This window comes from Rhodanobacter sp. UC4448_H15 (genome assembly GCF_052978265.1).
Map to the genome: position 1 here is coordinate 1,351,749 of NZ_CM129665.1, position 23,541 is coordinate 1,375,289.

Consider the following 23,541-nt stretch of genomic DNA (forward strand, 5'->3'; position numbering starts at 1 on the left):
ACCACCCCGGACCCGATCAGGGCGCGGCGAATGTGTTGATCTGCCTGTTCTCGACCACGACCATCCCGGTCCCTGAGGTCTCGGCCCTCGCCATGGCCAGCATGCACCTTCCCACGGCCGCGCTCGTGGTGAAGCTGCCGGGCATCAGGCGCACCGCCACGGACAGCACGGGACCGGCCAGCGCATAGAGTGCCCGCCGCGCGCGATGCGGAGACCGCTCGCCCTGCACGGGGCAGATGGCACCGGGCCGCAGTACCGTGGTGGCCAGCGCGAAGCGGCCGGGCACCTGCTCGGCCTCGCCCTTGATCCGCAACGGCATCAAGCGGCTGCGGATGTCGGCGCCGGCGCCGGAGACATAGATCATCCGTCCTCGCGGATTGGCGCGCGCAAAGGCCCGCGACACACACTCGAGGGTGGCCACCGTCGCCTCGCGATAGGCCGCTTCCGAGAGAAGCAGGGGCAATGGCCCGGCGCAGTACAGGCAGGCATCGATGCCGCCAAGGTCGAGTCCTTCCAGTGCCTTGTCGCGGAGTTCCGGTACTTGCAGCACGCGCACTCCCTGCGGCACGTCTGGCGACCGGCGGCGGACCAGCAACGTCACCCCGGGCCGCTCGGCGTCCTGCAGCAGCACCTTGAGGACGCCTTGTCCGACCAGTCCGCTCGCTCCGACCAGCAGTATCTTCATGGGTGACCTCCCGGGCAGGCCCGCCATCGACAGCGCCTGGACCAGTATTCCACCCCGGCCGGCCCGCGTGCCCATCTTCCGCACCCGTGGACACCGCGGCGAGGGTGCACGCCAGGCTTGCCAGGCAACTCGCGATTGCTGCGCATTGCGCTGCCTGCTCCGGTCACTTTCCGGCGATGGCCGCGCGCCCGCCATCCACGCCGATCACTTGCCCGGTCATCCAGCCGGAGCGTGGCCAGAGCAGGTGGGCAGCAAGTTGGGCGATGTCTTCGGGTTCTCCCAGGCGGCCCAGGGGATGGGCGGCGGCGAACGCCTCGCGAAGCTTCGGGTTGGCCACCATGCGTGCGGCCAGCGGCGTCCGGATGAGCGATGGCGCAATCGCGTTGACCCGCACCGCGGGTGCCAGTTCGGCGGCAAGCGACCGGGTCAGACCCTCTACCGCCGCCTTGGCCATGGCGATGGACGCATGCGACGGAAAGCCGCGCGATGCTGCTACGGAGGAAAACAGCACCACGGACGCACCGGTGGTGCTTTTGCGCAGCGACGGCAGGGCCGCCCGGACGGCCAGCGCGGCGCCGATCGCGTTCAGCCGGTAATCGTGGGCCAGGTCAGCTTCGGAGACGCGCGAGATCGGCTTCACCGCGATGTTGCCGACCGCATAGACCAGGCCGTCGAGGCTCGCGGGCGCAGCCTCGGTCACCGCCGCAAAGGATGCTTCATCCAGTACGTCGGCCACCGTCCATGTCGCCCCCAGGGATTGCGCCAATGGTCGCAACGTCTCCTCATGGCGCGCCACCAGGTGCAACTGCGATCCCGTATCGGCGAGTAGCCGGGCCAGGCATGCGCCGACGCCGCCGGTGGCGCCGTAGATGAGTATGGATGAGGACATGGCCAGAGCCTGTGGGTGCCTGATTACAGGTACGGAGATCCGGTGCGAATGGATGCAAGGCTTTCGGCAGCGCCGGCGGAGAAGCACGGGGAACGATCAGCGTCGCGGACGTCCTTCATCGCCGGTGAATGCGCATCCGCCGGTGGACGCGCTCCGTATGGATGGATATGCCCTTCTGCGTGGCAACGTCTGCAGGCGAGCGTTGCCTTCCCCATCCGACCGGAGTGCCGACCCATGCTTCCCCCCTTCCTCTGGATCGTTGTTGCCGGGTTGCTCTGCGCGTGCTGCTCGGAGGCCTTCGCCGCCGGGGAGACGGCCTCGCGCCGGGTACAGCGAGGCTGGCAAGCCGGTGCCATCGCGCTGGTCAGCAACGGTGGCTATGCCGGTTCCTCCCGTCGCCAGCTGGTGGTTCCCGCGGCGGCTTACGAAGGCGAGCACGCCTTCCTGCGCGGCCTGCAACTCGGCTGGCATGCCTGGCAACGCGACGACTGGCGGCTGGACCTGGTGGCGCAGGCACGGCTCGACGGATTCGATGCCGACGACATTCCCCTGGACGGTCTTCGGGACCGGCGCCGGAGCATGGATGTCGGCGCCGTGTTGACCCGCTCCGGCAGGCTGGGAAACCTGCAGCTGACCGTGCTGACCGATGCCTTGTCGCGAAGCCGCGGGCAAGAGCTCGCCATGCAGTACGGCTACCCGCTGCGGTTCGGCAAATGGCGCGTCACGCCCGGCCTGGGTGTGCGCTGGTGGTCGCCCCGGCTCGCCGACTACTACTACGGCATCCGCCCCTCCGAGGCAGCCAACGGCGCACCGGGGCCCTATGCCGTTCCCGGCGTGCTGGTGCCGGAAGCCAGCCTCGGCGCGGTGGCTCCGATGGGTCGCCGCTGGACGTTCTGGAGTGCCCTGAAGTACCAGCGGCTGCCTCGCGCGATCACCGACAGTCCGCTGGTGGAGCGCTCCTCGGCAAGCACCGTGCTGGCGGGTTTCGTCTACGCCTTCTGAGGCCGAACAGATTCCGTTGCCGGCGGATGGCGGCACATGCACGACGGCGTGGCGGTCGATGTCCCTCGGGTCGCCCGGCGGACGCCCGCGCTAATCGGCGAGCTCAAGCGCCGTACGTGGACGGATCAGCTCGCGCAACAGCGGATTGGGAAAACGCCGCTTCATGGTGACGGCAAAAAAGGTCTCGCTGAGCTGCGGCAACTGGTGAACCTCCACCAGGCGGCCGCTGCTCAATTCATCCTTGACCACGATCGGCGGAACCACCGCCAGGCCGACGTCCTCCCGGGCGATCAGTCGCAGCATCGCCATGTCGTCGATCTCCGCCGCCACCCGCACTTTCCAGCCCATGCGTTCGACCAGCGCGTCGAATCCGATGCGTACGCTGCTCTCCATCGTCGGCAGCACGAGGGGTTGCCTGGTCAGCAGTGTCTTCAGCGTGCCGCCCTTGCCGATGCGTTTCGGCGTTCCGATCAGGCTGACGGGTTGTTCGGCAATGGCGTGGGAAACCCAGGGAGTGGCCGCATCGCGGGCGGGCGCGACATTGACCAGCGCCACGTCCAGCCGATGGGCTTCCAGGCTTTGCAAGAGGAACGCGGTGGTCCCCGAGCGAACGATGACCTCGACATTCCGGCGTCCCAGCAATGGGCGCAGGAAGCCGATCTGGAAATTGCGCGACAGCGTGGCCAAGGCCCCGACCCTGAGTATCGAACGCCGGCCGCCGGAGCGCTGCTTGAGCGTGGCGAGCAGGTCGCCGCCGGTGGCGAAGATCGATTCCGCGTGGTCGAAGGCGATGCGCCCGGCCTCGGTCAGCACGAGTTGCCGCCCGCTGCGTTCGAACAGGTCCTGTCCCAGCTGACCCTCGAGCTTCCTGATCTGGATCGACAGCGCCGACTGCGAGATCAGCAGCTTCTCCGCGGCGCGGGTGAGGTTTCCCTCGCGGGCGACTGCCCAGAAGTAGCGCAGGTGGTTGTAGTTCAGTGCGGCCATGCAATCATTCTATTTTGTATATCGACAGGTTTCGTTAAATGAATTTTTTAGAATGATGCGCGAAGCGTAGGCTTGCCGCGGCTCACCTGACCGCGGAGTGATTGATGTTGCCTGCCCTTGCGACGCTGTTTCTGCTTGCCCCCGCCAGCCTGTTGTTGGCGACCCTGTTTCCTTCACGGCCGGGACCTCGTCGGCCGCACGCCATGCTTCTCGCAAGCCGCCTGGCGACGTGGTTTTGCCTGGTGCTCGCGGTGCTGGCCTGCCTGCTGACCGCGTGGGAAGGCCCGGCCACCAGCGGGTTGCTGGGAGACAATGGCATCGGCTTGTCGGTCAGGCTGGATGCCATCAGTTGCACCATGTTCCTGCTGGTCGCCTTCGTCGGCGTCGTCGTGGTCCAGTACAGCCGCAACTACATGGACGGCGAGCCGCGCCAGGGCGCCTTCATGGCCGGCCTGTGCCGGACGCTGGCAGCCGTGACGCTGCTGGTCTTCGCGGGCAACCTCGTGCAGCTGGTGGTTGCGTGGGTGGCGATGAGCCTCTCCCTGCACCGCTTGCTGGTGTTCTACCCGGAGCGCCGACCCGCAAGGATCGCCGCCCGCAAGAAGTTCCTCGCCGCCCGCCTCGGTGATGCGTGCATGCTCGGTGCCGCCGCCCTGCTGGTGACCACGTTCGGCACGACCGACCTGGCCACCGTGCTGGCCCGGGCGCAGGCCATCGCCGCCGACGCCGCGCCGCCCGCACTCTCGCTGGCGGCCTTGCTGCTGGGTGTCGCGGCGCTCATGAAGTCGGCGCAGTTCCCCACCCACGGCTGGCTGCCGGAGGTGATGGACACGCCGACGCCGGTGTCGGCCCTGTTGCATGCGGGCATCATCAATGCGGGTGGATTCCTGTTGATCCGCTTTGCCGACGTGATGGTGCTCTCGATGCCGACGCTGCACGGCGTTGCCATCGTGGGCGGCTTCACCGCCTTGTTCGGCGGCGTGGTGATGCTGACCCAGACCAGCGTGAAAGGATCGCTGGCTTTCTCGACCGTGGCGCAGATGGGTTTCATGACACTGCAATGCGGGCTCGGCGCGTTCGCGATCGCGCTGCTTCACCTGGTCGCCCATTCGCTGTACAAGGCCCACGCCTTCCTCTCGGCCGGGGGCGTGGTGGAAACCGAGACGCTGCCGCGTTTCGCCAGGCCGCGCCTGCGCCCCGTCCTGCTGAGCCTGTTGCTGGCGACCGCGATCTACGTGCTGTTTGCCTGGGTATTCGGAACCTTCGTGCGGGCGGAGCCTGCCGTGCTGACCCTGGGCGCGATCCTGGTGATGGGCGTCAGCATGCTGCTGGCATCGTCACTGCAAGGGGCCACTACTACCCGCCTGGTTGTGCAGACCCTGCTCGGGGCCGCCGGAACCACGCTGGCCTATTTCATCCTGGAAACCGCCTTCACGCGGCTGACCGCCGGCAGCCTGCCGGCGATTCCCCGGCCCGACGGCACGGGCCTGCTGATCATGGGGCTGGCCATCGCATCGTTCACCGCGGTCACCGTGCTGCAAAGCCTGGTCGTGCTGTGGAACCAGCGGCCGCTCTGGCGGGCGGCACGCGTCCACCTGGCCAACGGCCTCTACGTCAACGCCATCTTCAATCGCCTGGTGGGTGCCTTGCGTCGGGAAGACGCGCGCCATCACGCCCGGACCATCGCCTGAGGAGCCGCCCATGAACGCCATCGCATTGAAGATCAGGGAACAAGCCGATCCCATCCCACCTTCCTCCGACATCGGGGCAGGGCGTGCATGTGAAGCCGCGCAGCGCGCGTGTGGACGCATCGCGCCACTGTGGCCGCTGAAGAATTTCGTGGCCGTCAATCCCTTCCTCGGCATGGCCGACCGCCGCTTCGGCGAGGTCGCGCGCGTCATGGCCGAGGTGGCAGGCGCCCGCATGACCATGCCGCGCGCGTTCTACCGCGACGCCATCGCCCAGGGTCGCATCACCGACCGGGATCTTGGCCAGGCCCTGCTGCGCAAGGGAAGTGCCGCCCCTCGCACCCTCGACGTCGCGGCGCTGCGCCGCCAACTGCAAACCGAGGATGTGGCAACGCATGCGCCGCTGCCGACCGTTGCCGACGTCGCCGGCAAGCTGACCGGACGGGACTGGGCCAGCTTTGCCGGCGAGCGGGTCTCGCTGTGGGCGGCCGGCTACTTCGACGCGGGGCAGGCGCTGTGGCCAGCGTCGACACGGCACCTGGGCCCTTATGCGGCCTGGCGTGAGGAGGCCGCCATCGATCGCACGCCCCAGGTCATGGGGCTCGCCGGATTCCACCGCACGATCGGCGCGCTTCCTGCCACTGCCGAAGCGATGATCGCCCATGGAGCGGCCCGCCTGAAGATGGACGAACCGGGCCTTGCCGATTATTTCCACCGGCTGCTGATGAGCGTGGGCGGCTGGGCCGGCTACGCCCGCTACCAGGTCTGGCAAAGCGAGCTGGCGGGGCGGCGCGACGACACCTTGCTCGAACTGCTGGCGATACGGCTGGCTTTCGAGGTGGCGCTGCTGGAAACGTGCCAGCCGGTCGCCGCACTGGCGGCCGGATGGGAGCAGGCCCGCGCCTGTTTCGCTGCATCGGCCCGCGAAAACGAGCCGGCCGCGCCGACGCTGGAAGAAATCCTGCAGGACGCCTACGAAATCGCCTGGCAGCGATGCTTCCTCGCCAAGCTCGCCGCACCGCGGCCATCCGTGATCGCCATGCGCCCGGCGGTGCAGGCCGTGTTCTGCATCGACGTGCGCTCCGAAACCTTCCGGCGTGCGCTGGAGAAGGTGGCGCCCGGCGTGGAGACGCTGGGCATGGCCGGATTCTTCGGCATGCCGATGGAATATGTGCCGCTCGCCCGGGGCCAGGGTGGTCCCCGCTGCCCGGTGCTGCTGGCACCCGGCCTGACGGTGCACGAGACAGTCGGGGGTGCGACGGCGCAGCAGCAGGCCGACATCGCCACGCGGCGGCGGCGGCGGCTTCGCGCCATCGGCCAATGGCGCTGGTTCAAGCTGGCCGCGGTGTCGTCGTTCACCTTCGTCGAAGCGATGGGATGGAAATTCGCCGGCAAGCTCATCGCCGACAGCCTGGGCTTCACCCGGCCCGAAGCGCACCCGGCGGAGCGCGGTATCGACGCCGCTGCACTCACGCGACTGGCGCCGGACATCACGCCCTCGACCGCGAACGACCGCGCCACCGGCATGCCGCTGGAAACCAGGGTCGCGCTGGCAGAGGGCGCCCTGCGCGCCATGTCGCTGCGGCAGCAGTTCGCGCGCGTGGTGCTGTTCGTCGGGCACGGCGCCAGCTCGGTCAACAACCCGCATGCCAGCGGCCTGGATTGCGGGGCTTGCGGTGGGCACGCGGGCGACGCCAATGCGCGGGTGGCGGCTGCGGTGCTGAACGACCGCCAGGTGCGCCAGGCCCTGGCAGAACGCGGCACGGTGATTCCCGACGAGACACATTTCCTCGGCGCGCTGCACGACACCACCACCGACCAGGTGACGATCTTCGACACCGACGGCTTGCCGGCGACGCATGCCGACGACCTGGCCCGACTGCAGGCAGCGCTGGCCGAGGCCGGCCGGGTGACCCGGCAGGAACGTGCCGCCATCCTCACCTTGCACGACCGGCGCTCGATCGAGAACCAGGTCCTGGCGCGCAGCAGGGATTGGAGCGAGGTACGGCCGGAGTGGGGCCTGGCGGGTTGCGCCTCATACATCATCGCCCCGCGCAGCCGCACCGCGGGCCTCGACCTGGCGGGGCGTGCCTTCCTCAATTCCTACGACTGGCAGCGCGATGACGGCTTCAAGACCCTGGAATCCATCATGACCGCGCCGATGATCGTGGGCGCGTGGATCAGCCTGCAGTATTACGGCTCGGCGGTGGACAACCGGGTCTTCGGAAGCGGCAACAAGACGCTCCACAACGTGGTCGGCAAGCTGGGCGTGCTGGAGGGCAATGGCGGCGACCTGCGCACCGGCTTGCCATGGCAGTCGCTGCATGACGGCAAGCGCTATGTCCATGAGCCGCTGCGGCTGTCCGTCGTCATCGCCGCTCCGCTGGACGCCATCAACGCCATCGTCGCCAGGCATGAAGCCGTGCGGCACCTGTTCGACCACGGCTGGGCCCACCTGTTCGCCTTCGGCGACAAGCCAGGGTCCATGCATCGCTACACCGGCCATCTGACCTGGGAGGACGCGGCATGAACATCAAGGATCGGGAAGACATCAGGCTCTCCGGGAGTGCTGGCGTGCGCGACGCGGTGGATGCGCTGCGCCGCGGCGCCTTGATCGGCCTGCCGACCGAGACGGTCTACGGACTGGGCGCGGATGCCGGCAACCCCGCCGCGGTCGCGAAGATCTTCGCGGCCAAGCAGCGCCCGGCAGACCATCCGCTCATCGTGCACCTGCATCGGGCCGCCCAGTTGGCGCAGTGGGCGCGGGACATTCCCGCGCTCGCATGGAGCCTTGCCGAAGCCTTCTGGCCTGGCCCGCTCACGCTGGTGTTGCCCCGCGCCGCCACGGTGAGCGACGGCGTGACGGGCGGCCTGGATACGGTGGCGCTGCGCGTGCCCGCACACCCGCTGGCGCTGGACGTGCTGGAAGCGTTCGGCGGGGGGATCGCTGCGCCCTCTGCCAACCGGCACAAGAAGATCAGTCCGACCACCGCCCGGCACGTCCGGGAAGAGCTTGGCGATGCGGTCGAGGTGCTGCTGGATGGCGGCCCCTGCCGCGTGGGCATCGAGTCGACCATCGTCGATCTTTCCACCGGCCTGCCGCGGCTGCTCCGGCCCGGTGCGATCACCGGGGAGGACCTGGAGCGGGTGACCGGCAAGCCGGTCGAGTCGCCCATCGACACGTCGATACGCAGCCCCGGCCGCATGAAGCTTCACTACGCCCCCAACGCCCGCGTGGTGCTGGCATCGATGGAACAGGTGCCCGAACGCATCGCCGAATACACCGCGCTCAGCGCTCGCGTGGGCGTGCTCTCCGAGCGGCGTGCCGGCAGCTGGCCGGCCCACGTGCCGTGGTTGTCCATGGGGCACTCCCCGGACCAGCAGGCGCAGCAGTTGTACCGGCGCCTGCGCGAAGCCGATGACCTGGATCTCGCCGTACTGATCGTGGTGCCGCCGGATGGCCGCGGACTGAACCATGCCCTGCGCGACCGCTTGTGGCGGGCGGCGGGTCTTGGCCATGCGCTCGCATGACCAGCGCGCCTGCCCTGGCAACCGGTCATCTGGCGGACCTGGAGAACGAGGCTGTCTTCATCCTGCGCGAGGCCGTGGCCCAGGCGCGAAAGCCCGTACTGCTGTTTTCCGGCGGCAAGGATTCCACCGCGCTCGCCTGTCTCGCGGCGCGCGCCTTCCACCCCGCAGCGCCCCCGCTGCCGCTGCTCCACGTGGACTCCACCTGGGAGTTCCGCGACGTGCTCATGTTTCGCGATCGCTTCGCCCGCAAGCATCGTTTCCGGTTGCTTGTCCACGCCAACGAGCAGGGCAGGGCGGCCGGCGTGAATCCCTTCGATCATGGCGATGCCTACACCACGGCCATGCGCACGGATGCGCTGAAGCAGGCCCTGGACACAGGCGGTTACGACGTGGTGTTCGGTGGCGCGCGTCGCGATGAGGAGAAGTCGCGTGCGAAGGAGCGCGTGTTCTCGCTGCGCGAGCGAGGACACGCATGGAACCCTCGCCGGCAGCGACCGGAACTGTGGAAGCTGTTCAACACCGACATGGCCAACGGGCAGTCGTTGCGCGTCTACCCGTTGTCCAACTGGACGGAGTTCGACATCTGGCAGTACGCGATGCTGAGGAAGATCGAGCTGGCGCCCCTGTACTTTGCGGCGTGGCGGCCGGTGGTTCGGCGCGATGGTGCGCTCATCGTGGTGGACGAGCCCGAGCGCATGCGCTTTCGGCCCGGCGAGAGGGCAGGTCTTCGCCGCGTGCGTTTCCGCACCCTGGGTTGCTGGCCGGTGACCGGGGCCATGGAGTCCGATGCGGCGGACCTCGAGGCCGTGTTGACAGAGACCATCGCGTCACGCTTGTCCGAACGCCAGGGTCGGCTGGTCGACCGGGATTCAAGCGGAAGTCTGGAGAGGCACAAGCGCGAGGGCTATTTCTGATGCCACTGGATCGTGTCGTGATCGCCACCATGCACGGCAAGGAGGCCGTGATCGGCCCTCTGCTTAGGGGCGCCCTGGGCCTGCAACCGCAACTGCTGGCCGGCTTCGACACCGATCGGTTCGGTACCTTCAGTCGTGACATTCCTCGCCGGGATACTCCGCTCGCAACGGCCCGAGCCAAGATCGCCGCTGCCCTGGAATGCATGCCTGAGATGCATGCAGGTGTTGCCAGCGAGGGCAGCTTCGGTCCCCATCCGCACGTGCCGTTCGTGCCTCTGGACACCGAGCTGGTGATGCTGCTGGACCGTCGCGACGGTGTCGAGATCGTCGGAACGCACACCACGCCGCGCACCAATTACGCCCAGCGCGTCGTGGTGGATGCGCGCTCCGCCGTGGAGTTTGCCGAAGGCATCGGCTTTCCCGCGCACGGAGTGATCGTGACGGCGGCAGTCGATGGCAAGCCCGATCCAGCGGTGTTGCTGCGCAAGGACAACATGAGCCCGGAGGAACTGCTGGCCAACGTTGCCGATGCGATTGCCATCAGTGGCGCAGCCTGCGTGGAGACGGACATGCGCGCATGCCGCAACCCGACCCGGATGCGCGCCATCAGGCGTGCGGCCATCGATCTCGTGCGGCGCTGCAGATCCTGTTGCCCGCGCTGCGGACGACGCGGCTTCGTGGCCACGGAACGCATCGCCGGCCTGCCTTGCGCGTCCTGTCATGCGGCCACGGCCGCAACCCGCGCCATGATCGAGGTGTGCGCAGGGTGTGGATTTCGCCGCGAGCAGTTCGCGCGGGAGGCCTGGGCGGACCCGGGTTTCTGCGATTGCTGCAATCCGTGACCGGGACGACGCCTGCGCCGGATCATTCGACCAGGCCGGCAACGTCTTCGCCGCCATCAGGAAAACCCGGGCCGGTCTGCGATCGATGTGCAGGTTGCGATTGCCGCGCCAACCCGGCCAGCAGCTGGCGATGGATGCGTGCCGCTGGCCCCGTGCGTGGCGACGGCGGTTCATGGCCTGCCGCATGGCCGGGCTTCGGTTCAGCACGAATTCAGTCCAAAACTTGCGGGTGACCGTACAGGCATTCGCGTAGGGGCATTTCCCAGCGCGAAGCAGGACTCCTTCCTCGAGAGTCTCGAACCAGTCTGTCACCTCATTGGAGATGCCAACATGAAAGTTTTGCCCTTGATTGTCGCCGGTTGCGCTCTGGCTGTTGCCGGTGCCGGTACTGCCCGGGCCCAGGATTACAGCGCGCCAGGCTTCTACGGCGCGGTGGGTTACAACGGTGTCGCGCCCAAAAGCAGCAACGGCGTCCTGGCGGGCGCGTTCCGCTCCAGCATCGGCGATGACTGGGAGCCGACCCTCACGCTGGGCTATCGCTTCGCGCCGAACTGGGGCGCCGAGCTGTGGCTGCCGCTCGTGAAGTTCGAGCACGACGTGAAGCTCGATGGCGCGAAGTCCGCCACCATCAAGCACATGCCGCTGCTGCTCACCGCCCAGTACCACTTCCTCGCCGACCAGGCGTGGCAGCCTTTCGTCGGCCTGGGCTATGGCTGGGTGAACGTGAGCGACGAACGCACCACGGGACCCATCGCGGGCACGAACCTGGACGTGAAGGACGGCAGCGGCTTCGTCGGACAGCTGGGCCTGGATTTCCACGCCACGCCGAACGTGTTCGTGCGCGCCGACGCAAAGTACTTCGACTGGAGCAGCGACGTCAGGCTCAACGGAGCAGGCATCGGCAAAGCCAATGTCGATCCCTGGATCTACGGCATCAGCGTCGGCTACAGCTTCTGACGTCTGCTGCCGCGGCATCGCCTGAAGCCGCTCGTCGTCCCGGCGCAAGCCGGGACTCCAGGTCTGTCGGACGCTGGATGCCTCATCTCGCCGGGACGACAAGCAGCTGGCCGCACGCTCGGAGCGTCTCCATGCAGTGGTCCGGGGTTTTGCCGGGTTCAGCGCAGCAAGGGTTCCACCATCTGCAGGATGCCCCACAGGCTGGCGGCCCACACGGCCGTACGCAGGTAGGGGATACCCACCACATAGATCGGCAAGTACGCGAGTCGCGCCCAGAAGTAGACCTGCGCCCCGATCGCGGTATGCGCATCGGTCTGCTGCGTCGCCACGACCGCCAAGGTCGCCGCGGCGAAGAAGGCGAAAGTCTCGAGGAAATTGTGGCTGGCGCGGGCGGCGCGTGCGGCGGGCCCGCGAAGCGGCTCGGGGTCGCCGTCGCGGTTGCCGACATTCCAGCGCAGGCCACGCTGCCATGTGCCCAGCGCGGCAGCGAACAGCACGTAAACGATCCCGAGCAGCACCGACCAGCCCAGCATCTGCAATTCAGTCGTCATCTCCAACTCTCCCGGCAGGTCCACAACGTCAAGACGCGGCCACGCACGCCACCGGCGGGCCATGGGTGTTGTACGTTGCCAGCCAGCCTATGGATGCACACGGGGCGTTCGCGGAGAAATGGTCCGGCAGCACGCAGGTGCCGGCGCCGCCCGCCCCTGCGGCATGCTTGGGCGGGGCGTCTTCACGGGATGCAGAGCATCGCTGTTCGATGATGCGGCTTTGCCACCCAGGAGGACGATCGATGAACATCAAACCGAGTCTGCTTGCTGCCGCCTGTGCGCTGGCGCTGGCCGCCTGCAGCGACAACTCGTCGTCGCCGGCGACATCCGAGTCGGCGCCGGCCCCGTCCGCCACCACGACCCCGGCCCAGGCTCCGGTGGCGATGACGCCCGCTCCGGCGACGACCGCCGCCGGCATGGCCAACGCGCCTGCCGGGTCGGCCATGGACACCAGCAAGGGCACCGCGGTGGTCACCGATTGCGCCACCGAGATCGAGGGTTCGGACGCGATGCAGTACAACGTGTCCTCCATCGTGGTGCCTTCCTCGTGCAAGGACTTCAAGATCACGCTCAAGCACACCGGCACCATGCCGGTCACCGCGATGGGCCATGACGTGGTGATCACCAAACAGTCCGACATGCAGGCCGTGGATGCCGACGGCGTTGCCGCGGGCGCGGCCGCCGGCTACGTCAAGGCGGACGACTCGCGCGTGATCGCCCACACCAAGCTGATCGGCGGTGGCGAGACCACCTCGGTGAGTTTCCCGGTCAGCAAGATCCAGGGTGACGGTCCGTACGTGTTCTTCTGCAGCTTCCCGGGCCACTCGGCCCTGATGAAGGGCAGCATCAGCGTCCAGTAACCGGCGCGCCGGGTTCCGGCCCGGTCAGGCGGCCGGAACCCCTGGCCCGCGCGCGGCGGCATCGAGTGTCGCCGCGACGGCGGATTCCGGCACCGCGGCGACGATCTCCGCGCGACCGATGCCGCGCCACAGGATCAGGCGCAACTGGCCGGCGGCGTTCTTCTTGTCCAGCCGCATCCATTGCAGCAGCCGCGCCGTGTCCATCCCCGCCGGGATCGCCAGCGGCAGGCCGAGCGTGCGCAGCAACCGTTCCAGCCGCGCGGTATCGCCGGGTTCGCTCATGCCGGAGCGTTCGGACAATTGCGCGGCCAGCAGCATGCCGATCGCCACCGCCTCGCCGTGCAGCAGGCTGGCGTAGTGGCCCGCGGTTTCCAGTGCGTGGCCGAAGGTGTGGCCGAAGTTGAGCAGGGCGCGTTCACCCTGCTCGGTCTCGTCGCGCGCCACCACGCCGGCCTTGTACTGCACCTTGCGCGCGATGGCTTCCAGCACGGTGTCGACGTCGCGCGCGGCCAGCGCGTCGGCGTGCTGCTCCAGCCACACGAAGAACGTCTCGTCGCCGATCGCTGCGCCCTTGACCACCTCGGCGAGCCCGGCGCGGTATTCGCGCGCGGGCAGGGTGGCGAGTGTGTCGATGTCGGCGATCACCGCGCGCGGCTGGTGGAAGGCTCCGGCCAGGTTCTTGCCCACCGGCAGGTTCACCCCGGTCTTGCCGCCGACCGAGGAGTCGACCATCGCCAGCAAGGTGGTCGGCATCTGGATGAAGTCGATGCCGCGCATCCAGCACGCGGCGCTGAAGCCGGCGAGGTCGCCGACCACGCCGCCGCCCAGGGCGATCACGCAGGCGTCGCGGGTGGCGCCGAGCTGGCCCAGCGCGTCCAGCACGCGGCCGACATTGGCGAAACTCTTGTGCACCTCGCCGTCGTCCAGCAGGAACGACGACCAGTGCAAGCCCTCCAGCCCCGCCTCGACCCGCTCCAGGTACAGCGGCGCCACCGTGGTGTTGCTGACCACCAACGCATGGCGCCCGCGCAGCAGCGGGCGCCAGCGCGCCGGATCGTCGAGCAGGCCGCTGCCGATCCATACCGGGTAGCTGCGCAGGCCGAGCGCGACGTTGATGCTGTGCAAGGGGGGCTTGTTCATGCGTGCTGCGCGGGACGGGAAGAAGGGTCGCGTTGCCAGTGCGCGTCGATCAGTTCGATGCATCGTTCGCTGGCGGCGCCGACGCTGCCATGGTGGCCGGGCACGACGAGGTCGGCAAGGTCGCGGTAGATCGGCTCGCGCACCGCGGCCATCGCCTGCAGGCGTGCGAGGCGATCGGGCACGGCCAGCAGCGGGCGGCGATGGTCGCGTTCGAGTCGTTCAAGCTGTTGCTCGACGCTGGCCTGCAGCCACACCACGAAACCGCGCTGGCTCAGCCAGCGGCGATTGTCGCTCGCCAGCACGGCGCCCGCGCCGGTCGCCAGCAGCATGCCGCAGCGCCGGCTCAGCGCGTCCAGCTGCGCGCTCTCGCGCTGGCGGAAGCCGGCTTCGCCCTCGAGCTCGAACACCGTGCCCACGTCCACGCCGCAATGCTGCTCGACCTGCTGGTCGAGATCGACGAACGAGAGCCCATAATGCACGGCGAGCCGCCTGCCGACCGAGGTCTTGCCGGCACCGGTCGGACCGACGATGAACAGGTTGCACGACGGATTCATGGCGTGATGCTAACAGGCGCCGAAGGAGGGTTGCGGTGAGCGAGCGGGTACTGCTGGCCGGTTGCGGCGATCTCGGCCTGCGCGTGGCGCAGCAGCTGCGCGGGCGCGGTGACGAGGTATGGGCATTGCGCCGGCACCCGCCTGTGGCAGGGGGCCCGGACATCCGCTGGCTGCAGGCGGACCTCACCCGGCCGGACAGCCTCGCCGCCTTGCCGCGCGCATTCACGCAGCTGGTTTACCTGCCCACGCCGGACCACCGCGACGCGGCAGCCTATCGCGCGACTTTCGTCGACGGGCTGCGCCATCTGCTGGCCGCGCTCGACGATGGCAGGTTGCAGCGTGTGCTGCTGGTTTCCTCCAGCGCGGTGTACGGCGCGCACGACGGCGACTGGGTGGACGAGGACACGCCGCCCGCCCCACCCGGTTTCAACGGCGCCACCTTGCTCGAGGCGGAGCGCTGGCTGGCCGCGCAACCGGTGTGCTCGGTGGTGCTGCGCCTGGCCGGGCTGTACGGGCCGGGGCGAACCCAGCTGTTCGAGCGCCTGCGCGCCGGCACGGTGCAGGTGCCGCGGGCCGCGCCGCACTGGGCCAATCGCATCCATGTGGACGATGCGGCCGCGGCGATCGCGCACTTGCTGGCGCTGCCCGATCCGCAGGCGTGCTATCTCGGCGTGGACGACACGCCGCTGCCGCTCGACGTGCTACACGATCATCTGGCGCGACTGCTCGGCGTACCCCCGCCGGCCGCCGGCGCGCCGCCGCCGGGCATCGGCAGCAAGCGGCTGAGCAATGCGCGGCTGCGCGCCAGCGGCTTCGCGCCGCGCTGGCCGGATGCGCGCCTCGGCTACGCCGCGCTGCTCGACAGCTGATCTTCGTTCCACCCGCCATCCAGGAGAGCGCCATGACTGCATCCATCCCGCATCACCAGGTCAGCACCGGCAACGACATCCCCGGTTGCCGCATCGTGCGCTCGTTCGGCATCGTGCGCGGCATTACCGTGCGTTCGCGCAGCGTGGTCGGCAACCTCGGCGCCGCGCTGCAGACCATCGTCGGCGGCAATATCTCCATCTACACGGAACTGTGCGAGAAGGCGCGCGAGGAAGCCTTCGAACTGATGCTGCAGCATGCCGCCGCGATGGGCGCCAACGCCGTGGTGGCGATGCGCTACGACGCCAACGACGTGGCCCAGGGCGTCACCGAAGTGCTGGCCTATGGCACCGCCGTGCAGGTGCAGCCCGCCTGAACGCATGACGCGGTGCGGCTTGTGCCGCGTCGTGCGTGCGGGCCAGACTCGGGCTTCGGGACAGGGAGCGCCGCGTGCCGCTTGCACGCCCGGACGGGAGGTTCACGCCATGTCAGTAGCCAAGGTCATCGAGATCAACGCGTCGTCGAAGCAGGGCATCGAGGATGCCGTGCAGCACGGGTTGCGCAAGGCCGGGGAATCGGTGAAGAAGATCAAGGGAGCCTGGATCAACGAGATCAAGGTGGTCACCGCCGACGACGGCAGCGTCACCGAGTGGCGCGTCAACATGAAGGTCAACTTCGTCGTCGACTGAGGGCGCGCGGCGTCAGGGCGGCGCCTCGACGCTGCCCTGTCAGCCGTGCGTGAGTCCGGTCACGTGGCGGTCGTCGTCGTACTCCACCACCGTGTCGGCCAGCGCCGGCAGCGTCGCCAATGCGTGGCGGCTGAGGCGTTCGAAGTGCATCAGGAAGCGGCCCATGCTGGCCGCGTCCATCGCCAGCGGGGCGTGGCGTGCGACCAGTTCCTCCTCCTGCTCGCCGCGCCAGCGGCGCACGATGTCCCAGTTCGGTGCCTGCAGCACGATCAGCGCGTCGAACTTGCGCCATAGCGGCTGGTAGCCGCGCAACTGCTTGTTGACCCAGCGCCGCCAGGCGCCGTCCGGGTCCTCGTCGCGTTCCAGTGCATTGATCGGCCGGGCCAGCGCCGTCAGCGGCTGCGGCCGGATGCCCAGCGCCCAACCCTCCACGATCACCAGCGCGGGTCGCTTGGTGATCCGCGGCCAGCGCGAGGGCGGCAGGCGCGTGTCGCGGCCCTTGTCGAAGCGCGGATGGGTCACCGCCAGCCGGGCGGAGGCGTGCGGCACCGCCGCCAGCACCGACAGCAGCAGCTCGATCTCGTGGGTGCCCGGCACGCCGCGCGAACGCAGCAGCGGGTGCACGTCGCGCGCCAGCGCCTCGCGCTCGCTGCGGGCGTAGTAGAAATCGTCCAGCGAGAGCACCTCGGTGTCCCAGCCGCGCGCCTTGGCCTGCGCCTTCATGACTCGCGCCAGGGTGCTCTTGCCGCTGCCCTGCAGGCCCGACAGGCCCAGGATGTAGGGCCTGCGCGAGCGCGCAATGCGCCCGGCGTACTGGTCCAGAAGGTGTCCGGCCAGCGCCTCGTTCTGCTGCTGCGCCAGCGACATCATCGGCGGCGACTCCCGGCCTGGCCCGGGCCGGCACGACGGCAGGCTGGCGCATGGCCATTGCCGCCATTTTCACCTTGCGTGGAGAAGCATCGCGCCGTTGCCGCCGGGGGCGGGATGCGGGGTGCGGGGATCATTGCACTATCATCGGACAGTTTCATTCGCTCCATGATGGCGCGCTTTGGCCACGACGCAAAAGGGAAGTTTCACACATCATGCTCAAACCTGAAATCCTGGACACTTTCATCCGGCTGCTGGACGAGGCCAAGGCCAGCGGCGACCCCGAACCCACGGCGATGAACCTGGCCACCGCGGAAAGCGCCGGCCGGGTCGCCTCGCGCATCGTGCTCCTGAAGGGCGTCGACGAGCGCGGCTTTCGCTTTTTCAGCAACTACCAGAGCGACAAGGGCGGCCAATTGGAGGCGCACGCGCAGGTCGCGCTGTGCTTCCACTGGAAACACGTGCGCCAGGGCGTGCAGGTGCGCGTCGAGGGAGTCGCGCGGAAACTGCAGGAGGAGGAGTCCGACGCCTACTTCGCCAGCCGCCCGCGCGGCAGCCAGATCGGCGCCTGGGCCTCGCTGCAGTCGCAGACCCTGCCCGACCGCGAGACCTTCGAGCGGCGCGTGCAGCACTACGAGGAGGAGTTCGCCGGGCGCAACGTCAGCCGGCCGCCGCACTGGGGCGGTTACCTGGTGGAGCCGGACATGATCGAGTTCTGGTATGGCGCCGAGTTCCGCCTGCACGAGCGCGTGCGCTGGAGCCGCCACGGGCAGACCTGGACGTCCCGGATGCTGTACCCGTGAGCGCGTCGGCGGTGGTGGTGGCGCAGCGCGAGTTCGTGGTCGACACCCGCGGCCGCGGCTTCCACGACATCACCGCCGAAGTCGCCGATGCGGTCGCGGCCAGCGCGGTGCGCATCGGCACCGCGCTGGTGTTCACGCCGCACACCAGTTGCTCGCTGCTGCTCGGCGAGAATGCCGACCCCGCCGTGCGCGCCGACCTCGAGCGCTGGTTCGCCCGCGCGGTGCCGGACGGCGATCCGCTCTTCCGGCATGACGCCGAAGGCCCCGACGACATGCCCGCGCACGTGCGCTCGATCCTCACCGGGGTCAGCCTCGGCGTGCCGGTGCGCAACGCCGCGCCGACGCTCGGCACCTGGCAGGGCATCTACCTGTGGGAACACCGCCACGCCGCGCACCGGCGCCGGGTGGTGGTGACCGTGACGGGCATGCCGACGGACTGATCTCGCTCAGAGCAGCCGCATCAGTTCCTTCATCAGCGGCAACCGGCGCACGCGCACGGCGCTGGCGCGGAACACGGCATTGGCCAGCGCGGGCGCGACGCTGGGCATCGCCAGGAAGCTCGCGCCACTGGGGTCGCGGTCGCCGGGCACGGTGATCACTTCCACCTCGCGCGGCAGCTCGGTCATGGTGGCCAGCGGGTAATCCTTGTAGCCGTGCTGCTGGACCTGGCCATCCTTGAAGGTGATCGCCGGGTGCAGCGCGAGCGACAAGGCGTCCAGCGTGGCGCCGGCGATCTGTCCTTCCAGGCCCAGCGGATTCACCACGCGACCCACGTCGACGGCGCACGCCACACGGCGGACCACCAGCGTCTGGCCTTGCAGAGCGACCTCGATGGCATGCGCCACGTAGGCGCCGTCGACGTGCCAGCAGGCGAGGCCCAGGCCGTTGATGCTGTGCAGCCAGTTCTTCCACACGATGCGGTCGGCGACCAGTTGCAGCACGTTGCGAAGGCGGCCGACGTCGAGCACGGCGTCGCCGCCCAACGGCAGCTGGCGCGGTTCGCCGAGGATGCGCAGCCGCGTCTTCAGCGGATCTTCGCGCAGCTGGTGGGCGATCTCGTCGATGAAGCTTTCCACCGCGAACGCGTTGCTGAGATGCGGCATGCCGCGGAACGGTCCGCGCGGCATCGCGGAGGCCTGCGCGTACCAGTCGCTGCGGTAGTTCGGCACCAGGCCGGCGGGCAACTGGTCGGCGCGCAGCTCGGAGCGCCACAGTCGATCTTCCGGCACGCCGCGCAGGCTCGCCGCCGAGGCGCTGACCATGCGCTGGTTCCAGCCGATCAGCCGGCGCTTGCGGTCGACGACGGCGTTTAGCTGGTGCACGCAGCCGGAGCGGTAGAAGTCGTGGCTGAAATCCTCGTCGCGGGTCCACAGCAGGCGTATCGGCTTGCCGACCGCCTGCGCCAGGATCACCGCCTCGGCGACGAAATCGTGGTCCAGCCGGCGACCGTAACCGCCGCCCACGCGCGGCACGCGGATGTCGATCTGCGCCGGCTGCAGCCCGGTCAGGCGCTGCACCACCGCCCAGGCTTTCTGCGGCGCCTGGGTTGGCACCACCAGGCTGGCGCGATCCTTGTCCAGCCGCACCAGGCAGTTCATCGGCTCGGCGGTGGCGTGCGCCAGCCACGGCTGCACGTAGGTGGCCTGCAGGCGGCGCGCGGCTTTCTTGCCGGCGGCGTCGACGTCGCCGTCGTCGCGCACGCGCGTGGTCGGCGCATCGGTGCCGGCGAGCGTGGCCAGCGCCTGTTGCTCCAGCGCGCTGCTGCTCTCCCCGCCGCCTGCGCCGGGCTTCCATTCGAGCTTGAGCTTGGCGCGGCCCCGCAGCGCAGCCCAGGTGTCGGTGGCCAGCACGGCGACGGCCGGGGCGATCACCGTCATGCCGCGCGGCTGGCCCGGCTCGGGCTTGAGCTGGATCACCTTGACCACGCCGGGCTGCGCCAGCGCGTCGCCGGTGTCGATGCGCGCCAGCGTGCCGTCCGGCCACGGGCAGTGCACCAGCACGGCGACCAGTGCATCGCCGAGATGCTCGTCGATCGCGTAGCGCGCCTGGCCGGTGACGATGGCATGCGCGTCCACGTCGCCAGCGGGCCGGCCGATCAGCTGGTAGCTGCTGGCGGCCTTCACCGGCGGCGCCTGCGTGGGCAGCGCGACCTGGCTGGCGTCGGCGGCGAGACTGCCGTAGGTGGCCCGGCGCCCGTCGGGCGCGATCACGGTGCCCGCATCGCAGCGCAGCCGGCTGGCGGAAACGCCGAGCCGTCGCGCCGCCGCCTGCAACAGCAGCCAGCGCGCCAGCGCGCCGACCTGGCGCAGGTCGCGCCACGCGGCCGGGATGGAATTGCCGGTACCGCCCACCTGGTGGCCGTAGGTCCACTTCGGCCGGCCGTTGTCGTTGCTGACGCCCAGCCCCAACGCAACCACGCGGACCCGCTCCCAGTCGGCGTCGAGTTCGTCGGCGATGATCCGCGGCAAGGCCGTGGCCACGCCGGTGCCGGTATCCGGGTCGCGCGCACCGATCAGCACCAGGCCGTCGGCGTCGATGCGCACATAGGCGCCGAGGTCGTGGAAATCGTTGCCGAGCAGCGCTGGCGGCAACGGAGCGTCGGCGGCGTCGGCCAGGCGGATGCCGACCACCAGCGCACCGGCGGTGCCGGCCAGCACCTGCAGGAATCGACGGCGATCGAGGCGGATCGTGGAGTTGCCGCCCTCGCTGCTCACGACTGGCCCGCCTTGCCGGCCGCCGCCCGCTTGATCGCGCGGCGCACGCGGGTCTGGCAGCCGCAGCGGCACAGATTGGGCAACTGGTCGATGTCGTCGTCGCTCGGCTTGGGCTTGCGCCGCAGCAGCGCCACGCCGGCGATCAGCCAGCCCGGCGTGCAGTAGCCGCAGCCGATCGCGTCCTCGTCGATGAAGGCCTGCTGCAGCGGATGCAGGCTGTCGTCGCCGCCGGCCAGCCCCTCCACCGTGGTGATCGACTTGCCGGCCAGCGTCTGCATCGGCGCCGTGACCGCGGAAACCGCCGCGTCCGCCACCAGCACGAGGTCGGCGCCGTTCTCGCCGTGCGCGCCGCCGTACTTGGTGCCGGTCAGCCGCAACACGTCGCGCAGGTACCACAGCAGCGGCATCTGCGGGTCGCCGGTGTGCCGGTAATGCTCGCCGTTGATCTGCACATCGATGCCCTCGCGTGCCTTCTCCGGCACGATGGCGCTGGCCGGTTCGGCCGGCAGGATGTGGGATTGGAGCATCGGGACTTCTCCGCGGATCGTCTGCCTATTGTGGCATTGCCGTGTGGCCGCAGCAGCCCCGCAGCCACATGCCGTTCATCGTCGACGGCGGCGAGCGGTGCGCCGGGCCGGCGTCACGCGCCGCGGTGCTGCTTGCCCAGGCGGCGCCAGATGCCGTACACCGGGATGCCCGCGGCCATGATCAGCAGGCCCATGCCCGCGTTGCGCGGGTTGTCGAGCAGGGTGGCCACCACCACCGCGCCAACCGTCGCGATGAACAGCCACGGCAGCCACGGGTAGCCGGGCACGCGGAAGCCGGGGTTGGCCGGATCGTGCCGGCGATACCAGAACAGCGTGGCCACGCCCACCGCGCAGGCCAGCCAGTCGCCGAAGGTGGCGTAGTCCAGCAACTGGCCGTAGCCGCCCGAAAGGGCCAGCACGATGGCCCAGCCGGTCAGCAGCAGCAGCGCGGTGTTCGGCGTGCGCCAGCGCGGATGCAGCCGCGCCACCGCGCGGAAGAACAGCCCGTCCTCGCCCATCACCTGCAGCACCCGCGCACCGGCAACCAGGGTGATATTGCAGAAGCCGAGGGTGGAGATCGCCACGCCCAGCGCGATCACCTTCGCGCCGACCGGGCCGGCCACCTGCTGCATCACGTCCGCCGCCGGCGCACTGCTGGCGGCGAGCCCGGCGTGACCGAGCACGGCGAGGTAGGCCACGTTGACCAGCGCGTAGGCGCCGATCACCAGCAGCATGCCCAGGGTCAGCGCGCGCGGCAGCGTGCGCTGCGGGTCGCGCACTTCGCCGGCCAGGTTGTTGAGGTAGGTGAAGCCGGAGTACGCGAACAGCACCGGCAGCGCCGCGCCCATGAAGCCGACGCCGTGGCGCGCCGGATCGACGGCCAGCACCTGGCCGTGGCCGGCGCCGGCGAGGAACAGGCCACACACCACCAGCACCGCCACCGCCAGCAGCTTGAGCAGGGCGAACAGGTTCTGGATCTGCGCGCCGAGGCGGATGCCGAACAGGTTGATGCCGCCGACGAAGACCAGCGCGCCGACGGTCAGCGGCAGCGCCCAGGCCGGCGGCAGCCCGAACAGCGAAGCGGCGTAGCTGGCGAAGATCGTCGCCACCGCCGCGCTGGAGCCGGAGTAGATCACCAGCAGCATGGTCCAGCCGAACAGGAAGCCGGCCAGCGGCCCGAACGCCTCGCGCAGGTAGACGTAGGTGCCGCCCGCGTGCGGCCGGCGCGCGCCGAGCTCGGCGTAGCACAGCGCGCCGATCAGGGTGAGCACGCCGGCGGCCACCCACATCAGCAGCAGCGCCAGCCCCGACTCGGTGCGCTGCGCCACGATGCCGGGGTTGAGGAAGATCCCGCCGCCGATGATGCCGCCGACCACGATCAGCGCGGCGTCCCATGGGCGCAGGCTGCGCAGGTAGCTGCCGGAGGGATGGGCTGAGGGCATCGGTCGGGTCATGTGGATGGCGGCGCGACAGCATGGCGGCGCGCCGCGCGTTCGGCAAGGCGGCGGTGATCAGTCCGCGGCCGGAAACAGCAGTTCGCCGCGCACGCCGATGACGCAGGCTCCGCCGATGGTGACGGCGCCGGTGGCGTCGTCGCGCGCCACATCGACCAGGCCGTCGCGACCCACCTCGCGCCCCTGGCTGGCGCGATAGTTCAGGCCATGGCCGTCACGATCGCCGCGCGCGCCGAGCCAGGCCATGATCGCCGCATTGGCGCTGCCGGTGACCGGGTCCTCCGGGATGCCGTCGGCGGGACAGAAGGCGCGCACCGCCATGGCCGCGACATCGGAACGTTCATGCCCGAACACACTGACGCCGACCGCGTCGTGCCGGAGGCACAGCGCCGCCAGCGCCGCCATGTCCGGCAGCAGCGCGCGCACCGGTGCCGCCTCGCCCAGGTTGCACAGGATCCAGTGCGGTCCGTTGTCGACCAGGACGACGTCGTCGCGCGCAAGTTCCACCCGCAATGCAGATGCGAGCTGCGCGCGCAGGGCATCATCGATCTCGCCCAACCGGGCCGGCGGCGCCTGCACGTGGATGATCCGTGTCGGGCCGTCGCCGACCACCTGCACCGGCAGCAGGCCGGCCTCGCACTGCTGGGTCAGTCTGCGCTTGCCGGCATCGACCAGCCCTGCCTCGATCGCTGCATACGCGCTGCCCACACTGGGGTGGCCGGCGAACGGCAACTCCTGGCGCGGCGTGAAGATGCGCACGCGGTAGTCCGCCTGCGGCTCGGTAGGCGGCAGCAGGAAACTGGTTTCAGAGAGGTTGGTCCAGCGCGCGATGCGCTGCATCGCTGCGCCATCCAGCCCCTCGGCGTCCACCACGACGGCCAGCGGGTTGCCGTTTAGCAGGCGGTCGGCGAAAACGTCCAGTTGCAGGAAACGGCGTGCTGGCATGGCGGTTCCGGGGGGAGGGAGTCGCCGGAAGATCGCATTGATGGCGTTCGCCGACAAGCCGGCGAACCGGCCCGC

General features: G+C 69.5%; 24 protein-coding genes. 13 read left to right on the top strand and 11 right to left on the bottom strand.

Going from position 1 to position 23,541, the window contains the following annotated elements; genetic code table 11:
* Positions 1-16: 16 nt before the first annotated feature.
* A complete protein-coding gene (locus ACVCMI_RS05975) occupies positions 17-685 on the bottom strand; it encodes an oxidoreductase (protein ID WP_447097064.1) in 669 nt (222 codons plus the stop codon).
* A 163-nt stretch (positions 686-848) separates the two neighbouring features.
* Positions 849-1,574, bottom strand: a complete 726-nt coding sequence (locus ACVCMI_RS05980) for an SDR family NAD(P)-dependent oxidoreductase (protein WP_395116868.1) — start codon at positions 1,572-1,574, stop codon at positions 849-851.
* 234 nt (positions 1,575-1,808) lie between these two features.
* Here ACVCMI_RS05980 and ACVCMI_RS05985 point away from each other — a divergent pair, with 234 nt between their 5' ends.
* Positions 1,809-2,576: a MipA/OmpV family protein gene (locus tag ACVCMI_RS05985; RefSeq protein ID WP_447097063.1), complete on the top strand. Its 768-nt coding sequence runs from the start codon at positions 1,809-1,811 to the stop codon at positions 2,574-2,576.
* A 90-nt stretch (positions 2,577-2,666) separates the two neighbouring features.
* Here the strand turns inward: ACVCMI_RS05985 and ACVCMI_RS05990 are convergent, their stop codons facing one another.
* The gene (locus tag ACVCMI_RS05990) at positions 2,667-3,563 is read right to left on the bottom strand and encodes a LysR family transcriptional regulator (protein ID WP_447097062.1); all 897 of its coding nucleotides are present in this window, start codon (positions 3,561-3,563) and stop codon (positions 2,667-2,669) included.
* 104 nt (positions 3,564-3,667) lie between these two features.
* On the opposite strand from ACVCMI_RS05990, the gene ACVCMI_RS05995 reads away from it, so the two are divergent.
* From ACVCMI_RS05995 to ACVCMI_RS06020, 6 genes are all read left to right on the top strand, one after another.
* Positions 3,668-5,254: a proton-conducting transporter transmembrane domain-containing protein gene (locus ACVCMI_RS05995; RefSeq protein WP_447097061.1), complete on the top strand. Its 1,587-nt coding sequence runs from the start codon at positions 3,668-3,670 to the stop codon at positions 5,252-5,254.
* Between the two features lie 10 nt (positions 5,255-5,264).
* Positions 5,265-7,781, top strand: coding sequence for a YbcC family protein (locus tag ACVCMI_RS06000; RefSeq protein ID WP_447097060.1), 2,517 nt, complete (start codon positions 5,265-5,267; stop codon positions 7,779-7,781).
* Positions 7,778-8,782 (top strand): L-threonylcarbamoyladenylate synthase, encoded by a 1,005-nt coding sequence (locus ACVCMI_RS06005; protein ID WP_447097059.1) that lies wholly within the window; start codon positions 7,778-7,780, stop codon positions 8,780-8,782. Before ACVCMI_RS06000 ends, ACVCMI_RS06005 begins: the two co-directional genes overlap by 4 nt.
* Complete coding sequence (gene cysD / locus ACVCMI_RS06010; protein WP_447097058.1) at positions 8,779-9,696, top strand: sulfate adenylyltransferase subunit CysD; 918 nt, start codon at positions 8,779-8,781, stop codon at positions 9,694-9,696. Before ACVCMI_RS06005 ends, cysD begins: the two co-directional genes overlap by 4 nt.
* Before the next feature lie 17 nt (positions 9,697-9,713).
* Complete coding sequence (locus ACVCMI_RS06015; RefSeq protein ID WP_447097057.1) at positions 9,714-10,538, top strand: DUF6671 family protein; 825 nt, start codon at positions 9,714-9,716, stop codon at positions 10,536-10,538.
* 330 nt (positions 10,539-10,868) lie between these two features.
* Positions 10,869-11,495 (top strand): OmpW/AlkL family protein, encoded by a 627-nt coding sequence (locus ACVCMI_RS06020; RefSeq protein ID WP_447097056.1) that lies wholly within the window; start codon positions 10,869-10,871, stop codon positions 11,493-11,495.
* 158 nt (positions 11,496-11,653) lie between these two features.
* Here the strand turns inward: ACVCMI_RS06020 and ACVCMI_RS06025 are convergent, their stop codons facing one another.
* Entirely contained in the window at positions 11,654-12,046 is a 393-nt protein-coding gene (locus ACVCMI_RS06025) for an MAPEG family protein (protein ID WP_447097055.1), read from the bottom strand.
* A gap of 242 nt (positions 12,047-12,288) precedes the next feature.
* On the opposite strand from ACVCMI_RS06025, the gene azu reads away from it, so the two are divergent.
* Complete coding sequence (azu, locus tag ACVCMI_RS06030) at positions 12,289-12,906, top strand: azurin (RefSeq protein WP_447097054.1); 618 nt, start codon at positions 12,289-12,291, stop codon at positions 12,904-12,906.
* A 24-nt stretch (positions 12,907-12,930) separates the two neighbouring features.
* Here azu and aroB read toward each other — a convergent pair whose 3' ends face one another.
* Together aroB and ACVCMI_RS06040 are read right to left on the bottom strand one after the other, a co-directional pair.
* Positions 12,931-14,046 (bottom strand): 3-dehydroquinate synthase, encoded by a 1,116-nt coding sequence (aroB, locus tag ACVCMI_RS06035; protein WP_447097053.1) that lies wholly within the window; start codon positions 14,044-14,046, stop codon positions 12,931-12,933.
* The gene (locus tag ACVCMI_RS06040; protein ID WP_447097052.1) at positions 14,043-14,600 is read right to left on the bottom strand and encodes a shikimate kinase; all 558 of its coding nucleotides are present in this window, start codon (positions 14,598-14,600) and stop codon (positions 14,043-14,045) included. The genes aroB and ACVCMI_RS06040 overlap by 4 nt, the downstream gene beginning before the upstream one ends.
* Before the next feature lie 35 nt (positions 14,601-14,635).
* On the opposite strand from ACVCMI_RS06040, the gene ACVCMI_RS06045 reads away from it, so the two are divergent.
* The 3 genes from ACVCMI_RS06045 to ACVCMI_RS06055 all read left to right on the top strand — a co-directional run bounded on the left by ACVCMI_RS06045 (position 14,636) and on the right by ACVCMI_RS06055 (position 16,156).
* A complete protein-coding gene (locus tag ACVCMI_RS06045) occupies positions 14,636-15,469 on the top strand; it encodes an NAD-dependent epimerase/dehydratase family protein (protein WP_447097051.1) in 834 nt (277 codons plus the stop codon).
* A 32-nt stretch (positions 15,470-15,501) separates the two neighbouring features.
* Positions 15,502-15,843, top strand: coding sequence for a YbjQ family protein (locus ACVCMI_RS06050; protein WP_395116893.1), 342 nt, complete (start codon positions 15,502-15,504; stop codon positions 15,841-15,843).
* A gap of 109 nt (positions 15,844-15,952) precedes the next feature.
* Positions 15,953-16,156, top strand: a complete 204-nt coding sequence (locus ACVCMI_RS06055; RefSeq protein ID WP_395116895.1) for a dodecin family protein — start codon at positions 15,953-15,955, stop codon at positions 16,154-16,156.
* 39 nt (positions 16,157-16,195) lie between these two features.
* Here the strand turns inward: ACVCMI_RS06055 and ACVCMI_RS06060 are convergent, their stop codons facing one another.
* Entirely contained in the window at positions 16,196-17,026 is an 831-nt protein-coding gene (locus ACVCMI_RS06060; RefSeq protein WP_395116897.1) for a kinase, read from the bottom strand.
* Positions 17,027-17,238: 212 nt separating this feature from the next.
* On the opposite strand from ACVCMI_RS06060, the gene pdxH reads away from it, so the two are divergent.
* Together pdxH and ACVCMI_RS06070 are read left to right on the top strand one after the other, a co-directional pair.
* Positions 17,239-17,826 carry a pyridoxamine 5'-phosphate oxidase gene (gene pdxH / locus ACVCMI_RS06065; RefSeq protein WP_395116899.1) on the top strand — a complete coding sequence of 196 codons (588 nt, stop codon included), beginning with the start codon at positions 17,239-17,241 and terminating at the stop codon, positions 17,824-17,826.
* A complete protein-coding gene (locus ACVCMI_RS06070) occupies positions 17,823-18,266 on the top strand; it encodes a secondary thiamine-phosphate synthase enzyme YjbQ (RefSeq protein ID WP_447097050.1) in 444 nt (147 codons plus the stop codon). The genes pdxH and ACVCMI_RS06070 overlap by 4 nt, the downstream gene beginning before the upstream one ends.
* Before the next feature lie 6 nt (positions 18,267-18,272).
* Here ACVCMI_RS06070 and ACVCMI_RS06075 read toward each other — a convergent pair whose 3' ends face one another.
* The 4 genes from ACVCMI_RS06075 to ACVCMI_RS06090 form a co-directional block, all read right to left on the bottom strand.
* Entirely contained in the window at positions 18,273-20,540 is a 2,268-nt protein-coding gene (locus ACVCMI_RS06075) for a molybdopterin cofactor-binding domain-containing protein (protein WP_447097049.1), read from the bottom strand.
* Positions 20,537-21,067, bottom strand: a complete 531-nt coding sequence (locus tag ACVCMI_RS06080; RefSeq protein ID WP_447097048.1) for a (2Fe-2S)-binding protein — start codon at positions 21,065-21,067, stop codon at positions 20,537-20,539. The genes ACVCMI_RS06075 and ACVCMI_RS06080 overlap by 4 nt, the downstream gene beginning before the upstream one ends.
* A 113-nt stretch (positions 21,068-21,180) precedes the next feature.
* Positions 21,181-22,509: an APC family permease gene (locus ACVCMI_RS06085; RefSeq protein ID WP_447097047.1), complete on the bottom strand. Its 1,329-nt coding sequence runs from the start codon at positions 22,507-22,509 to the stop codon at positions 21,181-21,183.
* Between the two features lie 69 nt (positions 22,510-22,578).
* Entirely contained in the window at positions 22,579-23,466 is an 888-nt protein-coding gene (locus ACVCMI_RS06090) for a PhzF family phenazine biosynthesis protein (RefSeq protein WP_447097046.1), read from the bottom strand.
* Positions 23,467-23,541: the final 75 nt, after the last annotated feature.